Below are 19,049 nucleotides of genomic sequence, written 5' to 3' on the forward strand. Positions count from 1 at the left end.
TTCAGATCACAGTCCGTAGGTGAAGCCGGCGACGTAGCGACGGCCTGCGGTGGGCTTGCCCGCGCCGGCCTTGGTCAGCGGCACCGAGACATCACGCGGGCTGTCGCGCATGTCTTCGGCGGCGGCGTCCACGTTCAGCGTGTAGCCGGCGTCGAACAGGGCGTCGGCCAGTTCCACCGTCACCTTCAGGCTGCGGCCTTCGCCCACGCTGGCGCCGGTGATGCCGTCGATCTGCTTGCGGCCACCGCCGGTGGCGCGGTACCAGTCCGTCAGGTGCTTGTGGTACTTCGACTTTTCACCCGCGACCCACAGGGTGCGCACATGGGCGCCCGAGGGATCGGTGAGGTACAGCGCCAGGTAAGCGCCATCGCCGCCATAGTGCTTGAGCGTGGTGGTCAGGGTGACCGGGCGGGCCGAGGCCAGACCGGGCAGGGCAAGGGCCGTGGTCAAGGCCAGGCCAGAGACGAGTGTTTTCATGATGCTTCCTCAGGAGGGGAGGGAGGCTGGTGCGGCGGCCAGGGCCGGGGCTCAGCGCGCTGCGGGGGCGGGCTTGGTGGCTTTGGCGGCCTGGCCGCGCCCGGCGGGCAGGTAGCGTGCGGTGTCGGCGCCGGGGCGGAAGCGCACCTCCAACTCGATGATGGCGAGCGAGGCCGGGTCGATCTTCAGTTCAACCTGGTTGCCGTCGCCATCGCGGCCACGGACCTCGTAGCAGCCGTCGTCGATGCGCAGGCGCTCGGTCGTGATGCCACGGTCGGCGACATGGGCGGTGACGCTCTCGCGGGACTGCCATTCGGCCATGGGGCGACGGCAATCGTCGCTGGCCAGGGCGGCGCCCGAAGCGGTCAGGGCGATCACGAGGGCGATGGGAAAGCGTGCTTTCATGGTGTGGCTCCTTTATCCTTGATGACGTGAGGATGCTCCGCCAAGCTGATCGCAACCTGAACGAGGCGAGCGGATGCGCTTCAGCTTCCCGTCAGGTTTGTCGTGGCGTGGGCGCGTGCCTGGACGATGGGGGAGGGTGTGAATGCGGATTCTGCTGATTGAAGACGACGCGGTGCTGGGCGCCGCGGTGCGCGACCAGATTGCGGGCGATGGCCATGGCGTGGACTGGGTGCAGCGTCTGGACGCCGCCGACACGGCGATCGCGGGTGTGCCTTACGACCTCGTCCTGCTCGACCTGATGCTCCCCGATGGCCGCGGCCTGCCCTTCCTGCGACGCCTGCGCGCGCGCGGCGAGGCCACACCGGTCATCATCCTGACGGCGCTCGATCAGGTGTCCGACCGGATCGAGGGGCTCAATGCCGGCGCTGACGACTACCTCGTGAAGCCTTTCGATCTGGCCGAACTGTCGGCCCGCATCGGCTCGGTGGCGCGCCGCTATGGCGGCAACCCCAACCCCCTCATCACTCATGGGCCCTTGCAGATCGACCTGGCTGCACACCGCATCCACCGCGATGGCCAGCCGGTGCCGCTGACGGCCCGCGAGTGGGCCTTGCTCGAAGCCTTCCTGGCCCGACCTGGGCAGCTGCTCTCGAAAGCGCAGTTGGAGGACAAGCTCTACGCCTTCGATGCCGAGGTGGAGAGCAACACCATCGAGGTGCATGTCAGCCGCCTGCGAAAGAAGCTGGGCGCCGAGCTCATCGTGACCGAACGGGGGCTGGGCTACCGCCTGGGGCCCGCATGAAGATGCCCCGCAGCCTGCAGCGGCGCCTGGCCCTGTCGCTGGGGGCCCTGCTGACGGTGCTCTGGCTCGGCGCGGCGTCGGTGACGGCGGTGCGGGCGCGCCAGGCCATCGAGGAGGTGTTCGACGCCGCCCTGCAGGAGACGGCGCAGCGCATCCTGCCGCTGGCCGTGGCCGACGTGCTGGGACGCGATGAAGCCGACCCGACCCAGCGCCTGGCGCAGTCCCGCGAGCACGACGAGATCCTGAGCTATGCCGTGCGCGATGCGCAGGGGCGCCTGCTGCTGCTCTCGCATGATGCCGACCCGGCGATCTTTCCGCCTTGGCACGGCGTCGGTTTTGGCCAGTCCGCCACCCACCGCTTCTACAGCGAAGAGGCGCTGCAAGGCTCGGTGCGGCTCACCGTGGCCGAGCCGCTGGCTCATCGCTCGGGGGTGGGGCGCGAGATCCTGATGGGCCTGGCCTTGCCCTTGCTGATTGTCCTGCCTGTGGCGCTGCTGGCCATTGTGCTGGCCGTGCGCGCGAGCCTGGACCCCTTGCGGCGCTTTCGCGAGCGGCTGGCCGCGCGGGGCGCGCGCGACCTGTCGCAGCTGCCGTTAGACGATCTGCCGCCCGAGGTGGCGCCCGTGGCCGACACCCTGAACGAGCTGCTCGCACGGCTGGCGGCGGCCTTCGAGGCCGAGCGCAGCTTTGCCGCCAATGCCGCCCATGAACTGCGCACGCCCCTGGCCGGTGCCATCGCGCAGGCGCAGCGCCTGCAGGCTGAAACGCGCGACGCTGCCGCCCAGGCCCGCGCGGCCGACATCGAGGCGACGCTCAAGCGCCTGACGCGGCTGTCCGAGCGCCTGATGCAGCTGGCGCGCGCCGAAGGCGGCCGGCTGCGCCTGGACCACGCCTCCGACCTGCGCATGGTGGCGCGCATCCTGACCGACGAGCTGGCCCGCCAGGCCAGCGCGGGGCGACTGGCCCTGGTGCTGCCGCCCGGGCCCGTGATGTCCGACCTGGACCCGGACGTGTTCGCGATCCTCTTGCGCAACCTGGTCGAAAACGCGCTGCGACACGGCACGGACGGCACGCCCATCGAGGTGTCCCTGAGCCGCGAGGGCGTGCTGACAGTCGCCAACGGCGGGCCGGTGGTGCCGAGCGAGGCCCTGTCTCGCTTGGTGGACCGCTTCGAGCGGGCAGGCACGCAAGCCGAGGGCAGTGGCCTGGGGCTGGCCATCGTGCAGGCCATCGCTCAGCGCATCGGCAGTGCGCTGGTGATTCGCTCGCCACGGCCTGGGCAGGCCTCGGGCTTCGAGGCGTCCCTGGCGCTGCCGCTGTCGCGCTCGTGACGATGCGTCACGGCGTTGCCTCCCACGCCACGGCCACCACACAGCGTTGACCGGATCCTGCGCCTGCCACCTCGCACGTGCTCAGCTGCATGGTGCGCCCTTGCAAGCGCTGCTGCCGCGCTGCTGACCACTCCTGCAAGCCCAGTCCCAGGCATTTGGAGCGGGCTTCCATCTCCGCCCAGGCCAATGCAAACATCTGGTCGCGCCCCACATCGTCGATCGCGGTGAGGTGTGACAGCGATTCAGGGCCGAGATACAGCCGGGCCACCTGCGCCCAATCGGGCATGGGCGCCACGGTGGTCACGTCGATGCCGATGCGTGCGCCAGGGCAGAGGGCGATCAGGGCCACGTCCGTGCTGTAGCTCATGCTGATCGACAAGCGTGTGCCTTGCCAGCTCGCCGCGACGGACGGTGCCTCACCGGGAGAGAAGCGCAAGGGCACCTGTTCGGGCGCGGTCCGCAAATAGCCCGCCAGCAGCTCCCGCAAGAACGCGCGGGCCTCGCGGCGGAGATGCTGCCCCTGGCCCTGCAGCATCCACATGGCGGGGTGACCCACGCGCCATGCCGGACGCTGGGCAGGGTGCATCGGGGTCATGCGCCTGAACCGCGCCATGACTGGGCTGGCGAGCCAGACCAGGCACTCTCGGCGGGCAGCTTTTCGCCCTTCATGACCAAGGTGAGAGGCCCCAGCAGCACGCCATCGCCGATCACGGTGTCGTACAGAACGGTGCTTCGGATGCCGAGGGTCACCCGCTCGCCGATCTGGATGCGGCCGATCTTCATGACGCGGTCCTCAAACAAATGAGTCTGGGGGCCAGACCAGGCGTTGAGTTCACTGCGATCGCCGATCTGAACGCAATCGAACTCGGTGATGTCGGTCGTGTCCATGTAAACATCGTGGCCGATTTTCACGCCCATCAGGCGCAGCATCGACGGCAACATCGGCGTCCCGCGCAGGTACTCCAGGAAGTTGGGCACGGCGATCGACTCATACACGCTGGTCAGCGCTTCGCTCGTCCAGACGAACGGCGTCCACATCGGCGTCGCCCGGGGCCGGTAGCGCCCGATCAGCAGCCACTTCAACGCCACCACGAACAGGAAGCACCCGACGCCGTAGTAGATGCCAGCCACGCCCAGATCAAACGCCAACGCAAGCCATGCTTCGGCCGCGGCCACCGGCATGAGGTTCTGGACAATCACGTAGCCGGCGCCAATGATGAGCGACAGCGGCATCACGATGCGCATCGCTTCCACCAGCGCCCGGCCGATCCACCGCCAGGTCGAGGGGTGGAAGGTCATCGACTCCGGGAAGCCCGTCAGGATTTCACGCGAGGGCAGGCTGATCGCCGGCGAGCCCACCCAGGTCTGTCCGGGTTGCATCATCTCGGTCTGGGGGGCCTTGGACTGGACGCCAATCAGCACGTCCGATGGCAAGGTGGTGCCGTCCGGCACATAGGCGCCGTTGCCCACAAAGCTGCGCCGGCCAATGACCGTGTAGTCAATCGACATCCAGCCGCCATCCACCTCCTCGTCGCCCAGCATCACCGCATCGGCGATGAAGGACTCGTCGCCCAGCGTCAGCATGTCGGGGATCAGGCCCATGGCGGTCGAGATTTCGGCGTGGCGCCCGATCTTTGCGCCGAGCAGGCGATACCAGATCGGCGCAAACACCGTGGCATACACGCCATGCAGCACATGCAGGCTGGCCACCTGAATCTGGTTGGCCAACCACTTGCGGCAGTACAGGTTGCTGTGCACCGGCCAGGTGCCGGGGCGCAGCTTGGGCAGGACGGCCCAGCGGATCGCGGCCGCAATCAGGGCCGTCCCCAGGATCAGCACGGCACTGGCGGGCAGGGCCAGCAAGGCGTATTGGAAGACCGCGAGCACATAGCCATGCACTTCGAGCGAGGGCGCCAGCACCTGGCCCTCCAAGGCATCGATCAACGCAAATGCCGGAAAAATGGGCAGAAAGAACAACACCGAGGTCAGCGCGGCACCGCCCGCGAAGAACACCGCCTCGCCGATGCGTCGGGCCTGGGTGACCGGCGGTCGCGCCGGGCGCTCGTCGCCCTTCAGGTGCCCGACACACCGCGCGGGCGAGCCATCCCAGACTTCCCGCTCGGCGATGCGTCCGCCACGTGCGAGCGCGGCCAAGCCTTCGAGCCGGCCATCGGGGGCGATGGCGGTGTCGCCCTCCATGACCGCATACGAGCCCACGTAGCCTTCACGGCCGATGTCGATGGCGCCCACCACCAGTTCACCGCGCTCGACGCGCACGTTCTCCAGGTTGACGTTCGAGCCGATGCTGACACCATCACCGATCCGCAGCAAATGCGGCTGTCGGATCGTGACCGAACCGATCACCACATCCGAACCCACTTGCGCCCCCATGGCGCGCAGGTAGCCGTTGTACAGCGACGATCCCGAGAGCAGGTAGGCCGGGGCGATCTGGTGCAGCCGGTCCGCCAGCCACCAACGGAAATAGGTCAGGCCCCACAAGGAGTAGCGTCCGGCCTTGAGCCCTCGCAGCAGCAGCCGGCTGCTGGTGACCGCCACCGCCAGACTGACGAGGTGACTGGCCAGGAAGACCAGCACCGAGGCCAGCACGGCGATGGCAATGCTGTCACCCGGATCGCCGGTGAAATAGTGATACGTGAAGAAGGGCGCCAGCCAGTTCATGACATTGAGGCTGATCATGAAGGGCAGCGTCAGCAACTGTGCCGCGCCGCAGAGCAGCCGGCGCGACCTGGGAACCTCGGCAAACGCGGGCAAGGCGGCGGCGCCCAGCTGCGCCATGCCGGCTTGCATGGCCTCGCTGATGGCGGCAAGGCGCCGGTTGCGGTAGACGTCGTTGACCGTCATGTGCACGAAACGCGCATCTTCCCGCATGGTCGACACCAGGCGCGCGGCCAACAAGGAATGTCCGCCGAGGTCATCGAAGAAGTCCGCCGTCCGGCGGATGGCCTGGCCAGGGAACAGGCGTGCCAGCCCCGCAAACAGGGCCGCCTCCACGTCGTTCTCGGCTTCATCCGATTCGGCGGGCTCGCTGGTCTCGCTCATCGGCAAGGCACGCAAAGCCTTGCGATCGATCTTGCCCGAGGTCAGGCGAGGGATGTCGGGCACCACCTCAAAGTGGCTCGGCACCATGTAAGGTGGCAAGACTTCGCGCAAACCGGCGCGCAGCTCGCCCGGCGTGGGCGCCGTGTCGCTCCCGGGCACGACATAGGCCACCAGCTGGTCCATGTCATGGACAGGCTTGAGCACGACGGCGGCCGTGCCATTGCTCAGCAGCTGGCTCAGCTTGGCCTCGATCTCGCCCAGTTCGACGCGAAACCCACGCACCTTGACCTGATCGTCGGCGCGTCCCAGGCAATGAACCTGCCCCTGCGCATCGATGCGCGCCAGATCGCCCGTTCGGTAAAGGCGCGGCTCGCCCGGGTGCGCCATCCACGGGTTGGCGACGAACTTCTCGGCCGTGAGGTCCGGGCGCCCCAGATAGCCTTGTGCGACACCGGGGCCGATGATGCACAGCTCCCCCGTTTCGCCGGCGCCGAGCAATTTCAGATCCGCATCCACCACCAGCAGACCATAGTTCGGCAGGGGCGCACCGATCGTCACCGCTTGCCCGGCGTGGAGCTCGGCAATGCTGGCGGACACGGTGGCCTCGGTCGGCCCATAGGTGTTGAACACCCGGCGCGCTGGCGTCGCCCAGCGGTCCACCACCGCCTGTGGGCACATTTCCCCACCCAGGTTGATCAGCCGCAAGCCAGGAACATCGATGCTGAAGAGTGCCAACAAGGTCGGCACGGCGTGCAGCACGGTGACGCCGTTGTCGGCCAGCGCGCGCGGCAGGGCATCGGGATCGGCCGTGATGTCACGCGGTGCAATCCACAAGGAGGCGCCCACGAGATAGGAGATCCAGATCTCTTCGAAGGACATGTCGAAGGCCGCCGAGAAGCCTTGGTACACGACGTCGTCCGCACGCACGCCCAGGACGGCGTTTTCGCTGCGCAGGAAATGGCAGATGGCGCCCTGGCTGATGGGCACCCCCTTGGGCTTGCCGGTCGAGCCCGAGGTGTAGATGACATAAGCCGGGTGCTCGGGTCTGGCCCCGCGGCGCCGCAACAAGGGCTCCGACGTCTTGGCGAGCAGGTCGGCCTGATCCCACACGGGACACGCCGCACCATGCAGCTGCTGGTTCAAGCAGTGGCCTGTGACGATCCCCACCGCCTGCGCATCTTCCAGGCAAATGGCCACCCGCTCGGCAGGCGTATCGGCATCGAACGGCAACCAGGCTGCGCCGGTCTTGGCGATGGCCAGTTGGCTGGCGAGCAGGTCCATGCCCCTCGGCACCCACAGGCCCACGATGTCGCCAGGTTTCACGCCTTTCGCCATCAGGTGGTGCGCCATCAAATTGGCGCGCTCATCCAGATCGCGGTAGCTGAGCTGAAGCCCGCCGAAGATGAGGGCCGTTTGCTCCGGTCGTCGTGCCACCGTGGCCTCGAAGATGTCGGCCAGTACTTCGTCGAGCAGAAGGTCAGGGCGAGATGAGCCTCTTGATATCGTCATGAAAAATGGCCGTCTTTGCCGGGGGGGCGGTGGGTTCGTTTCTGTGACTGTACATGCTGCGTCGCAGCACTCTTTCTTGTACGATGTCAGACATGCATCACCTCTCTCGCCCCATCGCCGCCGCCCGAGCCGCACGAGCCCGTCGCTCGTTGCCGTGTCCTGCGCGCGAGGTTGAGATGGTGAAGATGTAAACGAACCACCACTTTCCTCCCCAAAGGCCACGGCTCACCCCCGTGGCCTTTTTCTTTGTCCCTCCGCATGAAAGGCCCTTGACCATGACCACGCTCCAGCCCCACCACCCACCGCAGTGCCAGCATCTGATGTCCGTGACCGCCCGCCCCGCCGACGTTTTCGTGCGCGGCGAAGGCGCCTGGTTGTGGGACCAGGCCGGCCGGCGCTATCTGGACTGGTTGCAAGGCTGGGCCGTCAACGCGCTGGGGCACTGTCCAGCGGTCATCACGCAGGCGCTGCAGGCGCAGGCCACCCAACTGCTCACGCCCAGTCCGGCGCTGTACAACCTGCCGTCGCTGGCGTTGGCTGAGCGCCTGTGTGCGCTCAGCGGGTTCGATCAGGTCTTCTTTGGCAGCACGGGGGCGGAGGCCAACGAAGGGGCGATCAAACTGGCGCGCAAGTGGGGGCGCAGCGGGGGACGTGCGGCCAGACGAGGGGCGGGAGCGGGGGCGTTCGAGATCATCACCTTCGACAACGCGTTTCACGGGCGGAACCTGGCGACCATGGCGGCCAGCGGCAAAGCCGGGTGGGACGCCTTGTTTCCGCCCAACCTGCCGGGCTTTGCCAAGGCCACGCTCAACGATCTGGACTCCGTCCACCGGGTGTTGAGCGACCGCACGGTGGCCATCATGCTGGAGCCGGTGCAGGGCGAAGCCGGGGTGCGCCCGGCCACGCGCGCCTTCTTGCAAGCCCTGCGCCAGTTGTGCGACGAACGCGGCCTGCTGCTGATCTTTGACGAGGTGCAGACTGGCTGCGGCCGCCTGGGCGAGCTGTTTGGCTTTCAGTCCTACGGCGTCAAACCCGACATCCTGACCCTGGGCAAGGGGCTGGGAGGCGGCGTGCCCATCTCTGCGGTGCTGGCCCAACAGCATTGCAGCGTGTTCGAGCATGGCGACCAGGGTGGCACCTATGCCGGCAACCCACTGATGTGCGCGGTCAGCCTGGCCGTGTTGCAGGAACTGAGTCAGCCGGATTTTCTGGCGCAGGTGCGTGAGCGGGGGCAGCAGTTGCAAGCAGGGTTGTTGCAACTGGCGCAGCAGCACGGCCTGGGCGAGGTGCGTGGCGCCGGCTTGTTGTGGGCGCTGGAGCTGGGCTGCGACAACGCCGCCGCGGTGGTCCACGCTTGCCGTGAACAAGGGCTGCTGGTGAACGCCGCGCGGCCACACTGCTTGCGCTTCATGCCTCGACTCAACAGCACGGCGCAGGAGATTCAGACCGGCTTGAGCATCTTGGACGAGGTCATGCGCCAATCCGCTGTCTGAACTCAAGGACAGCGCTGCGGGTGAACCTACAGGTGGAAATGGCCCGCCGCTTCGGGCTGGTACAGCACCTTGTCGATCCGGATCTGGCGGGTGCGATGGCGCATCCGCCAGTTGAAGGCATCGCCCGCCTTGTAGCCCAGGATGGCCGTGCCGATGCCGGAGCACACCGAGAGCTTGCCGGCCTGCTCGTCCGCATCCTCTGGGTACACCAGTGCCACTTCCATCTCTTCGTCGTCCACCTGCAGCAAGGCCTTGGAGTTCATGGTGATGACATCCTCCGCCACGTGCCGTGGATCGACGACGATGGCGCGCTCGAGCTCATGTTCCAGCTCAAAAATGTCCGAGCCCGGTTCGAGCTCGACCAGACTCCTGAGCCGGGCCTGGTCGATTTCGGTGATGTAGATGTTGGAGGTGTGGGCGGCAGGCCTTTCGCGCAAGAGGCGGAGATAGCGCTCCGAGCTCATGACAAACGACTTCATGGCCGGCGTTTCGCTGTCCAGCAAGAAGCCGCTGCGCAGGAAGGCCTTCAGCGAGCGCACGTTGTCCGCGTCGATCTTGGCAATGAGCTTGTCGGCCCGCATGTCGAAGAAGGCGAGCTTCATGCCTTCGCGCAGGGCGCTGGCGCCGAGCTTGCGGCCCCAGTTCTCGCGGTTGCCGATGACCAGGACCATCTCACAGTCCGGGCCCTTCTTGACGAGCCGGACGAAGCCCACGGGCACGTCGTGTCGGTCGTAGGCCATGAAGAAGCGGCCACCCTGGTTGAACAGATGGGTCAGGATCGGCAATTGGACCCGATCCACAACCTGCTCAATGAACCGGGAGACATGGCGTGAATCGCTCAGGTAGCGGGTCACGCACTCGTCTTCCAACCAATCCATGAGAGTCAGCGCGTCTGCCCGAGTGATCTCGGGACACAGCGAAATGAAAGGCTTGTTCATCTTCACCACACTTGGTTGCAAGAATGAAAGCCCTTCATGGCCCCGGCCATGACGGTTCTTTCGAGAGAGTGCTCATTGTAAGGCGGTGCGCGCGCGCGGATGTGCCGCGCTTTGCCAAGCCCTTACGTGACGTGCAGCAGGCAGGGCCCGCCCGTTCCCGGCCAGGAGCTGACCGCGCGACCTGTCATCCATGACTCTCCGCTCAGCGCCTGACTGCGGCCAGCCCTGAGCCGACGTCGCCGCCAAGGTGGCGCACCCGTCAGAAGTTGACCGTCAGCGTAAGGCGCGCGGTGCGCGGTTCAGCCGGGTGGCTGTGGATGCCGCCCACGCCGGCGGCCGGCTCGCCTGGCAGGCGCGAGACATAGTAATAGTCGATGTCGCTGGCTTTGCGGTTGAACAGGTTGAAGATGTCCAGCGACAGCTTGGTGTGGGCATTGATTCGATAGCCTGCGCGCAGATAGGCCAGGGTGGTGCCTTTGGAGCGCTGGCTGTTGTCTTCGATCAGTGGGCGGGGGCCAAAGTAGCGCAGCTGGAATTGCCCGAACCAGGGCCACCACTGGGTCCCACCCTCTGCGCGGCGCAGCCCCACCGGGGCGAGGCGGTCGTGGCGGACCTGCGCGCCGACCTTGTTCGTCATCTCCAGGCCGCCCCAGTCGGCACTCCAGTTGCGTGCCGTATGGGCGCCGTAGGTCTGTCGGCGCTCGGCTTGCTCGAACTGGTCACCCCGGACCGGATCGTCCAGGTAGTAGGTGAAGTTGGAGAACAGGTTCAGAAGCGACACAATCGCGTAGGCGTTGAACTGTCAGTCGCCATCCGGGAGCGCCTGGGTCCGTTGGTAGGACAGGCTGCTGCGTTGCGTGCGGCCGTGGTCGGATGGGTCGATGGCGCCAAAGCGCCCAATCAGGCACGCATCGACGGCGTGCTGCGGCACCTGGTCCGTTGTGTCCCACTGGGCGGTGTAGGCCATGGCCGTGAGCGACTGGCGCACACCGCCTTCGTTCAGGCTGTAGCGCAGCACGCCATTGAGGCGCTTGAAATGCTGAGGGTGCTCCCAGGGGCCGTTGTTGTGGGCCGCTTCGACGGCATACAGCAGGTGGCCGGCTGCCGATTCAGGAATCGAACTCCTGGGCCAGATGGTCATCGATGGAGATGGTGAAGCGTTCCATGCTTGTCGCCTGAACAATGGTGGGGGATGGCCTGCGGCTCAAGCCAGGTGGGCCGAGCGACGGGCCAACTCGACGAAGGCCTTGACGTAATCGATCTCGGTGTCGGCCTCGCGGATGCCGAGGTGAATCTGCTTGGCAATGCCCTTGGCACCCAGTCGCACCGGCACCACGTTCATCCTCTGCGCGTACTCCTGCACCAGCCAGCGGGGCAGGGCAGCCACGCCCCGCTGGCTGGCCACCATCTGCAGCATGATGTCTGTGGTTTCGATGACCTTGTGGCGCTTGGGCGCAATGCCGGCCGGCATCAGGAACTGGGTGTAGATGTCCAGCCGATCGGTGGGTACCGGGTAGGTGATCAGCACCTCGTTCGCCAAGTGTCTGGGATTGACCTGTTTGGCACCCGCCAGAGCGTGGTCGGTGCTGACCACGAGCACCTGTTCGTAGTCGAACACCGGCTCGAAGTGCAGACCGGGTTTGTACAGCGGGTCCGGAGTCACCAGCATGTCGATCTCGTAGCCGAACAGCGCGCCGATGCCGCCAAACTGGAACTTCTGTTTCACGTCCACATCGACATCGGGCCAGGCGGCCAGATAGGGCGAGACGATCTTGAGCAGCCATTGGTAGCACGGGTGGCACTCCATGCCGATGCGCAAGGTGCCGCGCTCTCCCTGCGCGAACTGACGCAGACGCTCTTCGGCCAAAGTCAGTTGTGGCAGCACCCGATTGGCCACGGCCAGCACGTACTGCCCCGCCTGCGTCAGCCGCAGGCTGCGGCCTTCGCGCAACCAGATGTCGGTGCCGAGTTGCTGCTCCAGTTTCTTCATCGAGTGGCTGAGGGCCGACTGTGTGACGCACAGCACCTCGGCAGCAGCTGTCAGCGAGCCTTGCTTTTCAACCTCCTGGACGATGGCCAGGTGCATTCGTTCCAACATGATGGATGAGTGAATCTCATGGATCTGTGAATTAATACCATTTTACTTCATCATCCTGAATCCTTAACCTTGCGGCCATTGTTGAACCCACCCCCGAATTGATCATGGCCATCACACACAACCTGGGCTTTCCTCGCATCGGCGCCAAGCGCGAGCTGAAGTTCGCACTCGAGTCCTACTGGAAGGGCGAATCGTCGCGCGACGCCCTCCAGGAGTTGGGGGCGCAACTGCGTCGCCGCCACTGGGGTCACCAGTCCGCGCTGGACTTCGTGCCCGTGGGCGACTTCTCTTTCTACGACCAGATGCTGGACTTGAGCTTCACGCTGGGCAACCTGCCTGAGCGCGTGCAAGGCTTCCAGGGGGATGCCCTGGACAACTACTTCCGCGTGGCCCGCGGGCGCTCGGCACACAGCGCCGAGCACGCCGGTTGTTGCGGTGGCGGTGTGGCCGCGGGCGAGATGACCAAGTGGTTTGACACCAACTACCACTACATCGTCCCGGAGTTCACCTCGGCCACCACCTTCAAGCTCGACGCTTCGCGCCTGTTGGCGCAACTGGCTGAAGCGCGTCAACTGGGGCTCCAAACCAAGCCCGTGATCGTTGGCCCGGTGACGTATCTGGCGCTGGGCAAGGCCAAGGACGCCTCCGACAAGCTGACCTTGCTGGAGCGCATCTTGCCGGTGTACGCCGAACTGCTGGACACGCTGGCCGCGCAAGGCGTGGAATGGGTGCAGATCGACGAGCCCATCCTGGTGACCGAGCTCGATGCCGAGTGGAAGCACGCCTTCAACACCGCCTACCACCAGCTCAAGGCCTGCAAGGTGAAGCTGCTCCTGGCCACTTACTTCGGTCAACTGGCCGAGAACCTGCACCTGGCGGTGAACCTCCCTGTGGCCGGTCTGCACATTGATGCCATCAACGGGCGTGAGGATGTCCAGCCCATGCTGAACCTGCTGCCGTCTCACAAGGTGCTGTCGCTGGGGGTCGTCAACGGCCGCAACATCTGGAAGACGGACCTTGCGGCAGTGCTGGACTGGCTCGAACCGATTGCCCTGCGCCTGGGTGATCGCCTGTGGATCGCACCAACGTGTTCGCTGCTGCACGTGCCGGTGGACCTGGACAGCGAGCAACAACTCGATGCCGAGGTGAAGGCGTGGCTGGCCTTTGCCCTGCAAAAACTCGATGAACTGCGCGTGCTGGCCAATGCCCTGAACAACGGTCGCGCCTCGGTCAAGGCCGTGCTGGCGGTCAACCAGGCGGCCATCGATGCCCGCCGCGCCTCACCGCGCGTGAACAACCCGGCGGTCAAGGCCGCGCTGCTCAGCATCACGCCGGAGTTGGGTGAGCGCAAGAGCCCGTATGCCGTGCGTGCGCCCAAGCAGGCGGCGCGCTTGAAGCTGCCTGTCTACCCGACCACCACCATCGGCTCCTTCCCGCAGACCGCCGACATCCGCCGCGCCCGCAGCGAGTACAAGGCGGGGCGACTGGACGAAGCCGGCTACCAGGCCGCGATGCGCAAGGAGATCGAACGCGCTGTGCGGGAGCAAGAGGCGCTGGATCTGGATGTGTTGGTGCACGGCGAAGCCGAGCGCAACGACATGGTCGAGTATTTTGGCGAGCAGCTTGAAGGCTACGCCTTCAGCCAGTTCGGCTGGGTGCAGTCTTACGGTTCACGCTGCGTGAAGCCGCCCATCCTCTTTGGCGACATCAGCCGCCCCAAGGCCATGACGGTCGAGTGGATCCGCTACGCGCAGTCGCTGACCAACCGGCCCATGAAGGGCATGCTGACCGGCCCGGTCACCATCTTGAACTGGTCCTTCGTGCGGGACGACCAGCCCCGTTCGGTGTCCTGCTACCAACTGGCCTTGGCCATTCGCGAAGAAGTGCTGGACCTGGAGCAGGCCGGCGTGCGCATCATCCAGATCGACGAGGCCGCCCTGCGCGAAGGCCTGCCGCTGCGCAAGTCCCAGTGGCAGACCTACCTGGACTGGGCGGTGGAATCGTTCCGCATCACCGCCAACGGCGTGGACGACGAAACGCAGATCCACACCCACATGTGCTACTCCGAGTTCAACGACATCATCCAGGCCATTGCCGCCATGGATGCCGATGTGATCACCATCGAGACCTCGCGTTCGGACATGGAGTTGCTGGACGCCTTCGAGAACTTCCAGTATCCCAACGAGATCGGGCCCGGCGTGTACGACATCCACTCGCCCAACATCCCGACGCAGGCGCACATCGTGCAACTGATGCAGAAGGCGGCGGAGCGTGTGCCGGCGGAGCGCCTGTGGGTGAATCCGGACTGTGGCCTCAAGACGCGCCAGTGGCCGGAGGTGATTCCCGCGTTGGCCCACATGGTTGCCGCAGCCAAGGCCCTGCGCCAGGCGGCCTGAGCGACCTCAGCTTCGCAACCCCCGTCGAGGGCGAGCGCCTTGTACTGCGTGCCCGACGTACTTGTCAGGGTGTCACCAGTAGCTTGGGCAGACGGATGAACAGCAGGCACTCACGCTCAGGCTCTGGCCGGCACGTCATGGGCCCCGCCGTGCCGCCTCGATCGTGGCGATGTCGATCTTGCTCATCGTCATCATCGCGTTGAACGCGCGCTTGGCCGCTGCGCGATCAGGGTCGATGACCGCCGCCGTGAGGGCGCGTGGGGTGATCTGCCACGACAGGCCCCAACGGTCCTTGCACCAGCCGCACGCGCTTTCCTGCCCGCCATGGCCGATGATCGCGTTCCACAGGCGGTCGGTTTCGGCCTGGTCGTCGGTGGCGATTTGAAAGGAGAAGGCCTCGCTGTGCTTGAACTGCGGACCGCCGTTCAGTCCGATGCAGGGGATGCCGCAGACGGTGAACTCGACGATCAGGACATCGCCCAGCTTGCCGTCGGGAAAATCGCCCGGTGCGCGGTGGACGGCGCCGACCGCGCTGTCGGGAAAGGTCTCTGCATAGAAGGTGGCGGCGTCAACGGCATCGCCGTCGAACCACAGGCAGACGGTGTTCTTGCTGCTCATGTCGTGTCTCCTCAAGAGTGGGGTGCCCTCCGTCCGCCACTGCCCAGGCAGCGCCAGACGGCCTGATCAAGGGCGTCGTTCTGTCAGATGGGACGGAACGCAGACTGCTTGAAAAACGGCGCTGTACCCCCTGGACTTCAGTGTTCGATCGGCTGGAAGTCCGGATCGTCGAAATGCGTGCCATAGGCATGGAGAGCGCCGATCACCTTGACGGCCCCGTCCACGCGTGGGGAGCCTTTGGATGGGAGGCGGACTGGTTCACCTTACTGCATCCTGTCAGGCATTGCCAATGCGCAGATCACGGTGGGGGCATTCCCACCGGCGCTTGTGCCTGGCCTGGGCGTGTGAGCCTACAGGTGGAAATGGCCCGCCGCTTCGGGCTGGTACAGCACCTTGTCGATCCGGATCTGGCGGGTGCGATGGCGCATCCGCCAGTTGAAGGCATCGCCCGCCTTGTCGCCCAGGATCGCCGTACCCATGTCCGAGCACACCGAAAGTTTGCCGGCATGCTCGTCGGCATCTTCCGGGTACACCAGCACCACCTCCACCTCCCGTGGATCGACGACGATGGCGCGCTCGAGTTCATGCAGAAACGGCCGCTCTGGTTGAACAGATGGGTCAGGATCGGCAACTTGACCCGATCGACAACCTGCTCAATGAACCGGGAGACGTGGCGTGAGCCGCTCAGGTCGCAGGTCACGTCCTCGTCGGTCAACCAATCCATGAGAGTCAGTGCGTCTGCCCGGGTGATCTCTGGGCACCGCGAACTGAAAGGCTTGTTCATCTTCACCACACTTGGTTGCAAGAATGAAAGCCCTTTATGGCCGCGGGCATGACGGTTCTATCGGGCGGATTCTCATTTCAAGGCGGCGCGCGAGGAAGGGGCGCGACGCTTTGCCAAGCCCTGACGTTGCGAGATGCAGGGAGTCCGGATCCCAGTCATCAGTGTCTGACGTGGGGGCGCGTGCGATCCGACCGCTTGCCCGGTGCGCGAAGCCGTCATAATTGATCGCGATAACTTGCTTGAATTGTCTTCTGTCGCGATGACTGCTTCTGAACGTCTGCAGGCCACCTGGAGTGGCACCGGAGATCGAGTGATTTTGCTCAGCCACGGCTTTGGCTCGGACCAGACGTCGTGGGACCACATCCGCCCTGCGCTGGACGCGCATTACCGTGTGCTGTCGTACAACTTGGCCGGCTGTGGTGATGACGGTGCGCACAGCTATGACCCGGATGTGCATGGTTCGCTGTTTGGTTATGCCGACGACTTGTTGGCGCTCCTCGCTGAGCAAGCACTCCAGCGCGTCAGCTATGTCGGTCATTCGGTCAGCGGCATGATTGGCATGATTGCCGCCACAGCACGGCCCGAGTTGTTTGAGCGCCTGGTGCTCTTGCAGCCCTCGCCGCGCTACCTCAACGATGCCGCGACAGGCTATGTCGGCGGTTTTGAGCAAGATGACCTGAACACGCTCTACAACGCCATGGCCACGAACTATCAGAGTTGGGCGGCCGGCTTTGTGCCCATGGTCATGGGCGTGGACGATCAGCATGTGCTGGCCCGTTTCAGCGCCACCCTGTTCAAGATTCGCCCCGACATCGCGCGCCACATTCTGCGCATGATCTTTCAGGCCGACCACCGTGGCGTGGTGCCTCGCCTGCGCACGCCCACCCACTTTGTCCACAGCCGCAAGGACGTGGCCGTGCCGATCGAGGTCGCGCAGTGGTTGCATGAGCAGACGACCGGCAGCGTGTCGGAAATCCTGGAGCTGGAGGGCCACCTGCCCCACCTGACCCAGCCCGAGGTCGTGGCCGCGGCCGTGCTGCGTCATTTGCGGGCCACCTGACACGTCATGCAGATCTCCCCTCACGCGGACGCCCTGCTGGCGATGTTGACGCTGGCACGTCAGCTTTCCCAGGCGAGCATGACGGTCGCACTGCTGCGGCGCGCACCGGATGAGTTGGTGCCGCTCCTCGGCGAGCCGCCGCTGGAGTGGCCCGCCAGCACGGCCTGGCGCTGGCGGATCCCGAGGCGACAGGACGAAGAGCCCGGTGGGTTGCAGTGGCTGCCGCTCTCCAACTTGCCCAGCATGGTGACCGCCGGTTTGCCCTTCGTCCCGGTCGCCGTGGCCTATCTGGACAGCGCCGCCTTGGGCGATCAGCTGGCCGGGGGGGTGCTCTTTTTGTGGGACGCGGCCCAGGCGCACCACGTGACGATGCTCACCGGCAAGGATGCCGGGGCGCATCCGGTCCTGCTGCTGCGGACGATCTATGCACGCTTGCTCGACGGGCGTGATCTGGTGGGGCAGAAGATCGAAGCGGACGCTCAGTTCCATGACATCTTCAACAGCGTGCCGCAGGGCATCGTGGTGGTGACGGGGCAAGGCGCCCATGCTCAGGTGAACAGGGTCATGTCGGAGGTGCTGCAGATGCCGCACGGACAGGTGCCGGTGGACGTGCTGGCCCAGGCCATGCAGGCTGCCCGTTGCCGTTGCAGTAACGCGGCAGAGCTGGACGTGGCCTACCAGCCCCTGCAGCACGTGCTGGATGCGGAGGTGGTTGTCCATTGGGAGCTGGATGAGCGCGTCTGGCGTGTGGACACCCACCCCATCCTCAACAGTGGGCACAACGGCCGTGTCTGGCTGTTCCAGGACGTCACGGCCTCCATCCGGCTTGAACGGATGTTGCGACGCGACGCCTCGTACGATGCCCTGACCGGCCTGTTCAACCGTCGCGCCTTCTTTGACCAGGCTCAAGCCCATTACCAGGCGCAGAGCCCGGCCCGTGCCCTGTCTCCCGATGGCGATGCCGCGCAGCAGCTGGCCTTGCTGCTGTTCGACATCGACCATTTCAAGCAGATCAACGACAGTTTTGGTCACCCGGTCGGCGACCGGGTGATCCAGGAAGTCGCGCGCCGCGCCCAGGCCCAACTGCGCGACGGCGATGTGCTGGCGCGCTATGGGGGTGAAGAGTTCATCGTCTTGCTCTGCGGGAGCAATCAGGCCATTGCGCGTGCAGTGGCCGAGCGGCTGCGCGTGGCCATGGCGGAGCAGCCCGTTCAGATCGATGGCGGTACGGTCAGCGTCCGCATCAGCGTGGGCCTCGCATTGCGGCACGACGCAGACGAAACGCTGGCGCGCACCATTGAACGTGCCGACAGCAATTTGTATCGCGCCAAGCGCGAAGGCCGCAACCGCGTGGTGGACGCCACCGATTGACGCCAGACAAGACGCCCCCTTTTGGCGTGAGCATCGCGTCTTCCTTGCCCACGGGTTCCCCAGGGCCCCGTGTGCTGGCCCTGGGGCAGCATGTCGACAGCCTCAGTGTTCGATCGCGTGGAAGTCCGGGTCGTCGAAATGCTGGCCGTAGGCATCGAGGGCGCCGATCACCTTGACGGCCCCGTCCACGCGTGGGGTGACTTTGACCTTGCCGGCCATCTGATCGGCACCGACCAGCAGCTCGGCGATGACGATGTGCAACTGGGCATCGGCGGCGGGGGGCAGTTTGCAATGGGCCACGATCTTGCCGACCGAAGCTTGCACCTGCTTGGCCAGCTTACCGTAGGCCTGGGCCGACATCTTGCTCTCGTGGATCGCCTGCAGTGAGGCCGCCATCACCTGACGGATCTCGCCCATGCCCGCGCGCAACGGCGCATCGGTTGCCCACTTTTGGCCGGCATTGAGCTGCAGGGTGACCGCTGACGCGCCATGACCATGGTCGTGTGCGTTGCGGGCGGCCAGAGCGGGGCCGGCAGCGGCCAAGCCCAACACGGCAAGGGCAATGAGGAGATGCTGCTTCATGGATACGACGCTCCAGGACGATGAGGGGCAGGAGGGGTCGACTGAGGCTGTCCACCTTACTGCAACAGGCAGGGCATTGCCAATGCGCCAGATCATGGTGAAGGGAGATCCGACCTCCTGCTGCC

Annotated in this window: 16 protein-coding genes and 1 pseudogene; 6 read left to right on the top strand and 11 right to left on the bottom strand. The window is 65.7% G+C overall.

Annotated elements, in window-relative coordinates:
- Nucleotides 1–6: 6 nt before the first annotated feature.
- Both AC3WW4_RS02725 and AC3WW4_RS02730 read right to left on the bottom strand, forming a co-directional pair.
- A complete protein-coding gene (locus AC3WW4_RS02725) occupies nucleotides 7–477 on the bottom strand; it encodes a DUF2271 domain-containing protein (RefSeq protein ID WP_488826855.1) in 471 nt (156 codons plus the stop codon).
- Between the two features lie 51 nt (nucleotides 478–528).
- Nucleotides 529–882, bottom strand: coding sequence for a PepSY domain-containing protein (locus AC3WW4_RS02730; RefSeq protein WP_488826856.1), 354 nt, complete (start codon nucleotides 880–882; stop codon nucleotides 529–531).
- Nucleotides 883–1,024: 142 nt separating this feature from the next.
- Here AC3WW4_RS02730 and AC3WW4_RS02735 point away from each other — a divergent pair, with 142 nt between their 5' ends.
- A complete protein-coding gene (locus AC3WW4_RS02735; protein WP_488826857.1) occupies nucleotides 1,025–1,684 on the top strand; it encodes a response regulator transcription factor in 660 nt (219 codons plus the stop codon).
- A 2-nt stretch (nucleotides 1,685–1,686) separates the two neighbouring features.
- Entirely contained in the window at nucleotides 1,687–3,015 is a 1,329-nt protein-coding gene (locus AC3WW4_RS02740) for an ATP-binding protein (protein WP_488829682.1), read from the top strand.
- 7 nt (nucleotides 3,016–3,022) lie between these two features.
- Here the strand turns inward: AC3WW4_RS02740 and AC3WW4_RS02745 are convergent, their stop codons facing one another.
- A complete protein-coding gene (locus AC3WW4_RS02745; protein WP_488826858.1) occupies nucleotides 3,023–3,610 on the bottom strand; it encodes a 4'-phosphopantetheinyl transferase family protein in 588 nt (195 codons plus the stop codon).
- Complete coding sequence (locus AC3WW4_RS02750; protein WP_488826859.1) at nucleotides 3,607–7,584, bottom strand: Pls/PosA family non-ribosomal peptide synthetase; 3,978 nt, start codon at nucleotides 7,582–7,584, stop codon at nucleotides 3,607–3,609. The genes AC3WW4_RS02745 and AC3WW4_RS02750 overlap by 4 nt, the downstream gene beginning before the upstream one ends.
- A 275-nt stretch (nucleotides 7,585–7,859) precedes the next feature.
- Between AC3WW4_RS02750 and AC3WW4_RS02755 the strand changes: the two genes are divergently transcribed.
- Nucleotides 7,860–9,077: an acetylornithine transaminase gene (locus AC3WW4_RS02755; RefSeq protein ID WP_488826860.1), complete on the top strand. Its 1,218-nt coding sequence runs from the start codon at nucleotides 7,860–7,862 to the stop codon at nucleotides 9,075–9,077.
- A gap of 26 nt (nucleotides 9,078–9,103) precedes the next feature.
- Here AC3WW4_RS02755 and AC3WW4_RS02760 read toward each other — a convergent pair whose 3' ends face one another.
- From AC3WW4_RS02760 to AC3WW4_RS02775, 4 genes are all read right to left on the bottom strand, one after another.
- Nucleotides 9,104–10,015 carry a bifunctional GNAT family N-acetyltransferase/nucleoside diphosphate kinase regulator gene (locus tag AC3WW4_RS02760; protein ID WP_488826861.1) on the bottom strand — a complete coding sequence of 304 codons (912 nt, stop codon included), beginning with the start codon at nucleotides 10,013–10,015 and terminating at the stop codon, nucleotides 9,104–9,106.
- A gap of 259 nt (nucleotides 10,016–10,274) precedes the next feature.
- On the bottom strand, nucleotides 10,275–10,796 hold the full coding sequence (locus AC3WW4_RS02765; RefSeq protein ID WP_488826862.1) for a hypothetical protein: 522 nt from the start codon (nucleotides 10,794–10,796) through the stop codon (nucleotides 10,275–10,277).
- 21 nt (nucleotides 10,797–10,817) lie between these two features.
- Entirely contained in the window at nucleotides 10,818–11,156 is a 339-nt protein-coding gene (locus AC3WW4_RS02770) for a hypothetical protein (protein WP_488826863.1), read from the bottom strand.
- 63 nt (nucleotides 11,157–11,219) lie between these two features.
- On the bottom strand, nucleotides 11,220–12,113 hold the full coding sequence (locus tag AC3WW4_RS02775; protein WP_488826864.1) for a LysR family transcriptional regulator: 894 nt from the start codon (nucleotides 12,111–12,113) through the stop codon (nucleotides 11,220–11,222).
- Between the two features lie 104 nt (nucleotides 12,114–12,217).
- On the opposite strand from AC3WW4_RS02775, the gene metE reads away from it, so the two are divergent.
- A complete protein-coding gene (gene metE, locus AC3WW4_RS02780) occupies nucleotides 12,218–14,509 on the top strand; it encodes a 5-methyltetrahydropteroyltriglutamate--homocysteine S-methyltransferase (RefSeq protein ID WP_488826865.1) in 2,292 nt (763 codons plus the stop codon).
- A 135-nt stretch (nucleotides 14,510–14,644) separates the two neighbouring features.
- Here the strand turns inward: metE and AC3WW4_RS02785 are convergent, their stop codons facing one another.
- Both AC3WW4_RS02785 and AC3WW4_RS02790 read right to left on the bottom strand, forming a co-directional pair.
- A complete protein-coding gene (locus tag AC3WW4_RS02785) occupies nucleotides 14,645–15,127 on the bottom strand; it encodes a VOC family protein (protein WP_488826866.1) in 483 nt (160 codons plus the stop codon).
- Nucleotides 15,128–15,477: 350 nt separating this feature from the next.
- Nucleotides 15,478–15,911 (bottom strand): annotated as a pseudogene (locus tag AC3WW4_RS02790) (GreA/GreB family elongation factor).
- A gap of 259 nt (nucleotides 15,912–16,170) precedes the next feature.
- Between AC3WW4_RS02790 and AC3WW4_RS02795 the strand changes: the two are divergent.
- Together AC3WW4_RS02795 and AC3WW4_RS02800 are read left to right on the top strand one after the other, a co-directional pair.
- Nucleotides 16,171–16,971: an alpha/beta fold hydrolase gene (locus tag AC3WW4_RS02795; protein ID WP_488826867.1), complete on the top strand. Its 801-nt coding sequence runs from the start codon at nucleotides 16,171–16,173 to the stop codon at nucleotides 16,969–16,971.
- A 6-nt stretch (nucleotides 16,972–16,977) separates the two neighbouring features.
- Nucleotides 16,978–18,342, top strand: coding sequence for a GGDEF domain-containing protein (locus AC3WW4_RS02800; protein WP_488826868.1), 1,365 nt, complete (start codon nucleotides 16,978–16,980; stop codon nucleotides 18,340–18,342).
- Nucleotides 18,343–18,444: 102 nt separating this feature from the next.
- Here the strand turns inward: AC3WW4_RS02800 and AC3WW4_RS02805 are convergent, their stop codons facing one another.
- Nucleotides 18,445–18,924 (bottom strand): hypothetical protein, encoded by a 480-nt coding sequence (locus AC3WW4_RS02805; protein WP_488826869.1) that lies wholly within the window; start codon nucleotides 18,922–18,924, stop codon nucleotides 18,445–18,447.
- Nucleotides 18,925–19,049: the final 125 nt, after the last annotated feature.

It is taken from the genome of Aquabacterium sp. TM01, assembly GCF_057808345.1.

Bases quoted from the DNA above. Each gene is read 5' to 3' on its own strand.
- AC3WW4_RS02750 (WP_488826859.1), bottom strand. From the start codon at position 7,584: ATGACGATATCAAGAGGCTCATCTCGCCCTGACCTTCTGCTCGACGAA.
- AC3WW4_RS02800 (WP_488826868.1), top strand. From the start codon at position 16,978: ATGCAGATCTCCCCTCACGCGGACGCCCTGCTGGCGATGTTGACGCTG.
- AC3WW4_RS02805 (WP_488826869.1), bottom strand. From the start codon at position 18,924: ATGAAGCAGCATCTCCTCATTGCCCTTGCCGTGTTGGGCTTGGCCGCT.
- AC3WW4_RS02775 (WP_488826864.1), bottom strand. From the start codon at position 12,113: ATGTTGGAACGAATGCACCTGGCCATCGTCCAGGAGGTTGAAAAGCAA.
- AC3WW4_RS02755 (WP_488826860.1), top strand. From the start codon at position 7,860: ATGACCACGCTCCAGCCCCACCACCCACCGCAGTGCCAGCATCTGATG.
- AC3WW4_RS02730 (WP_488826856.1), bottom strand. From the start codon at position 882: ATGAAAGCACGCTTTCCCATCGCCCTCGTGATCGCCCTGACCGCTTCG.
- AC3WW4_RS02725 (WP_488826855.1), bottom strand. From the start codon at position 477: ATGAAAACACTCGTCTCTGGCCTGGCCTTGACCACGGCCCTTGCCCTG.
- AC3WW4_RS02745 (WP_488826858.1), bottom strand. From the start codon at position 3,610: ATGACCCCGATGCACCCTGCCCAGCGTCCGGCATGGCGCGTGGGTCAC.
- AC3WW4_RS02735 (WP_488826857.1), top strand. From the start codon at position 1,025: ATGCGGATTCTGCTGATTGAAGACGACGCGGTGCTGGGCGCCGCGGTG.
- AC3WW4_RS02760 (WP_488826861.1), bottom strand. From the start codon at position 10,015: ATGAACAAGCCTTTCATTTCGCTGTGTCCCGAGATCACTCGGGCAGAC.
- metE (WP_488826865.1), top strand. From the start codon at position 12,218: ATGGCCATCACACACAACCTGGGCTTTCCTCGCATCGGCGCCAAGCGC.
- AC3WW4_RS02795 (WP_488826867.1), top strand. From the start codon at position 16,171: ATGACTGCTTCTGAACGTCTGCAGGCCACCTGGAGTGGCACCGGAGAT.
- AC3WW4_RS02740 (WP_488829682.1), top strand. From the start codon at position 1,687: ATGCCCCGCAGCCTGCAGCGGCGCCTGGCCCTGTCGCTGGGGGCCCTG.
- AC3WW4_RS02770 (WP_488826863.1), bottom strand. From the start codon at position 11,156: ATGACCATCTGGCCCAGGAGTTCGATTCCTGAATCGGCAGCCGGCCAC.
- AC3WW4_RS02785 (WP_488826866.1), bottom strand. From the start codon at position 15,127: ATGAGCAGCAAGAACACCGTCTGCCTGTGGTTCGACGGCGATGCCGTT.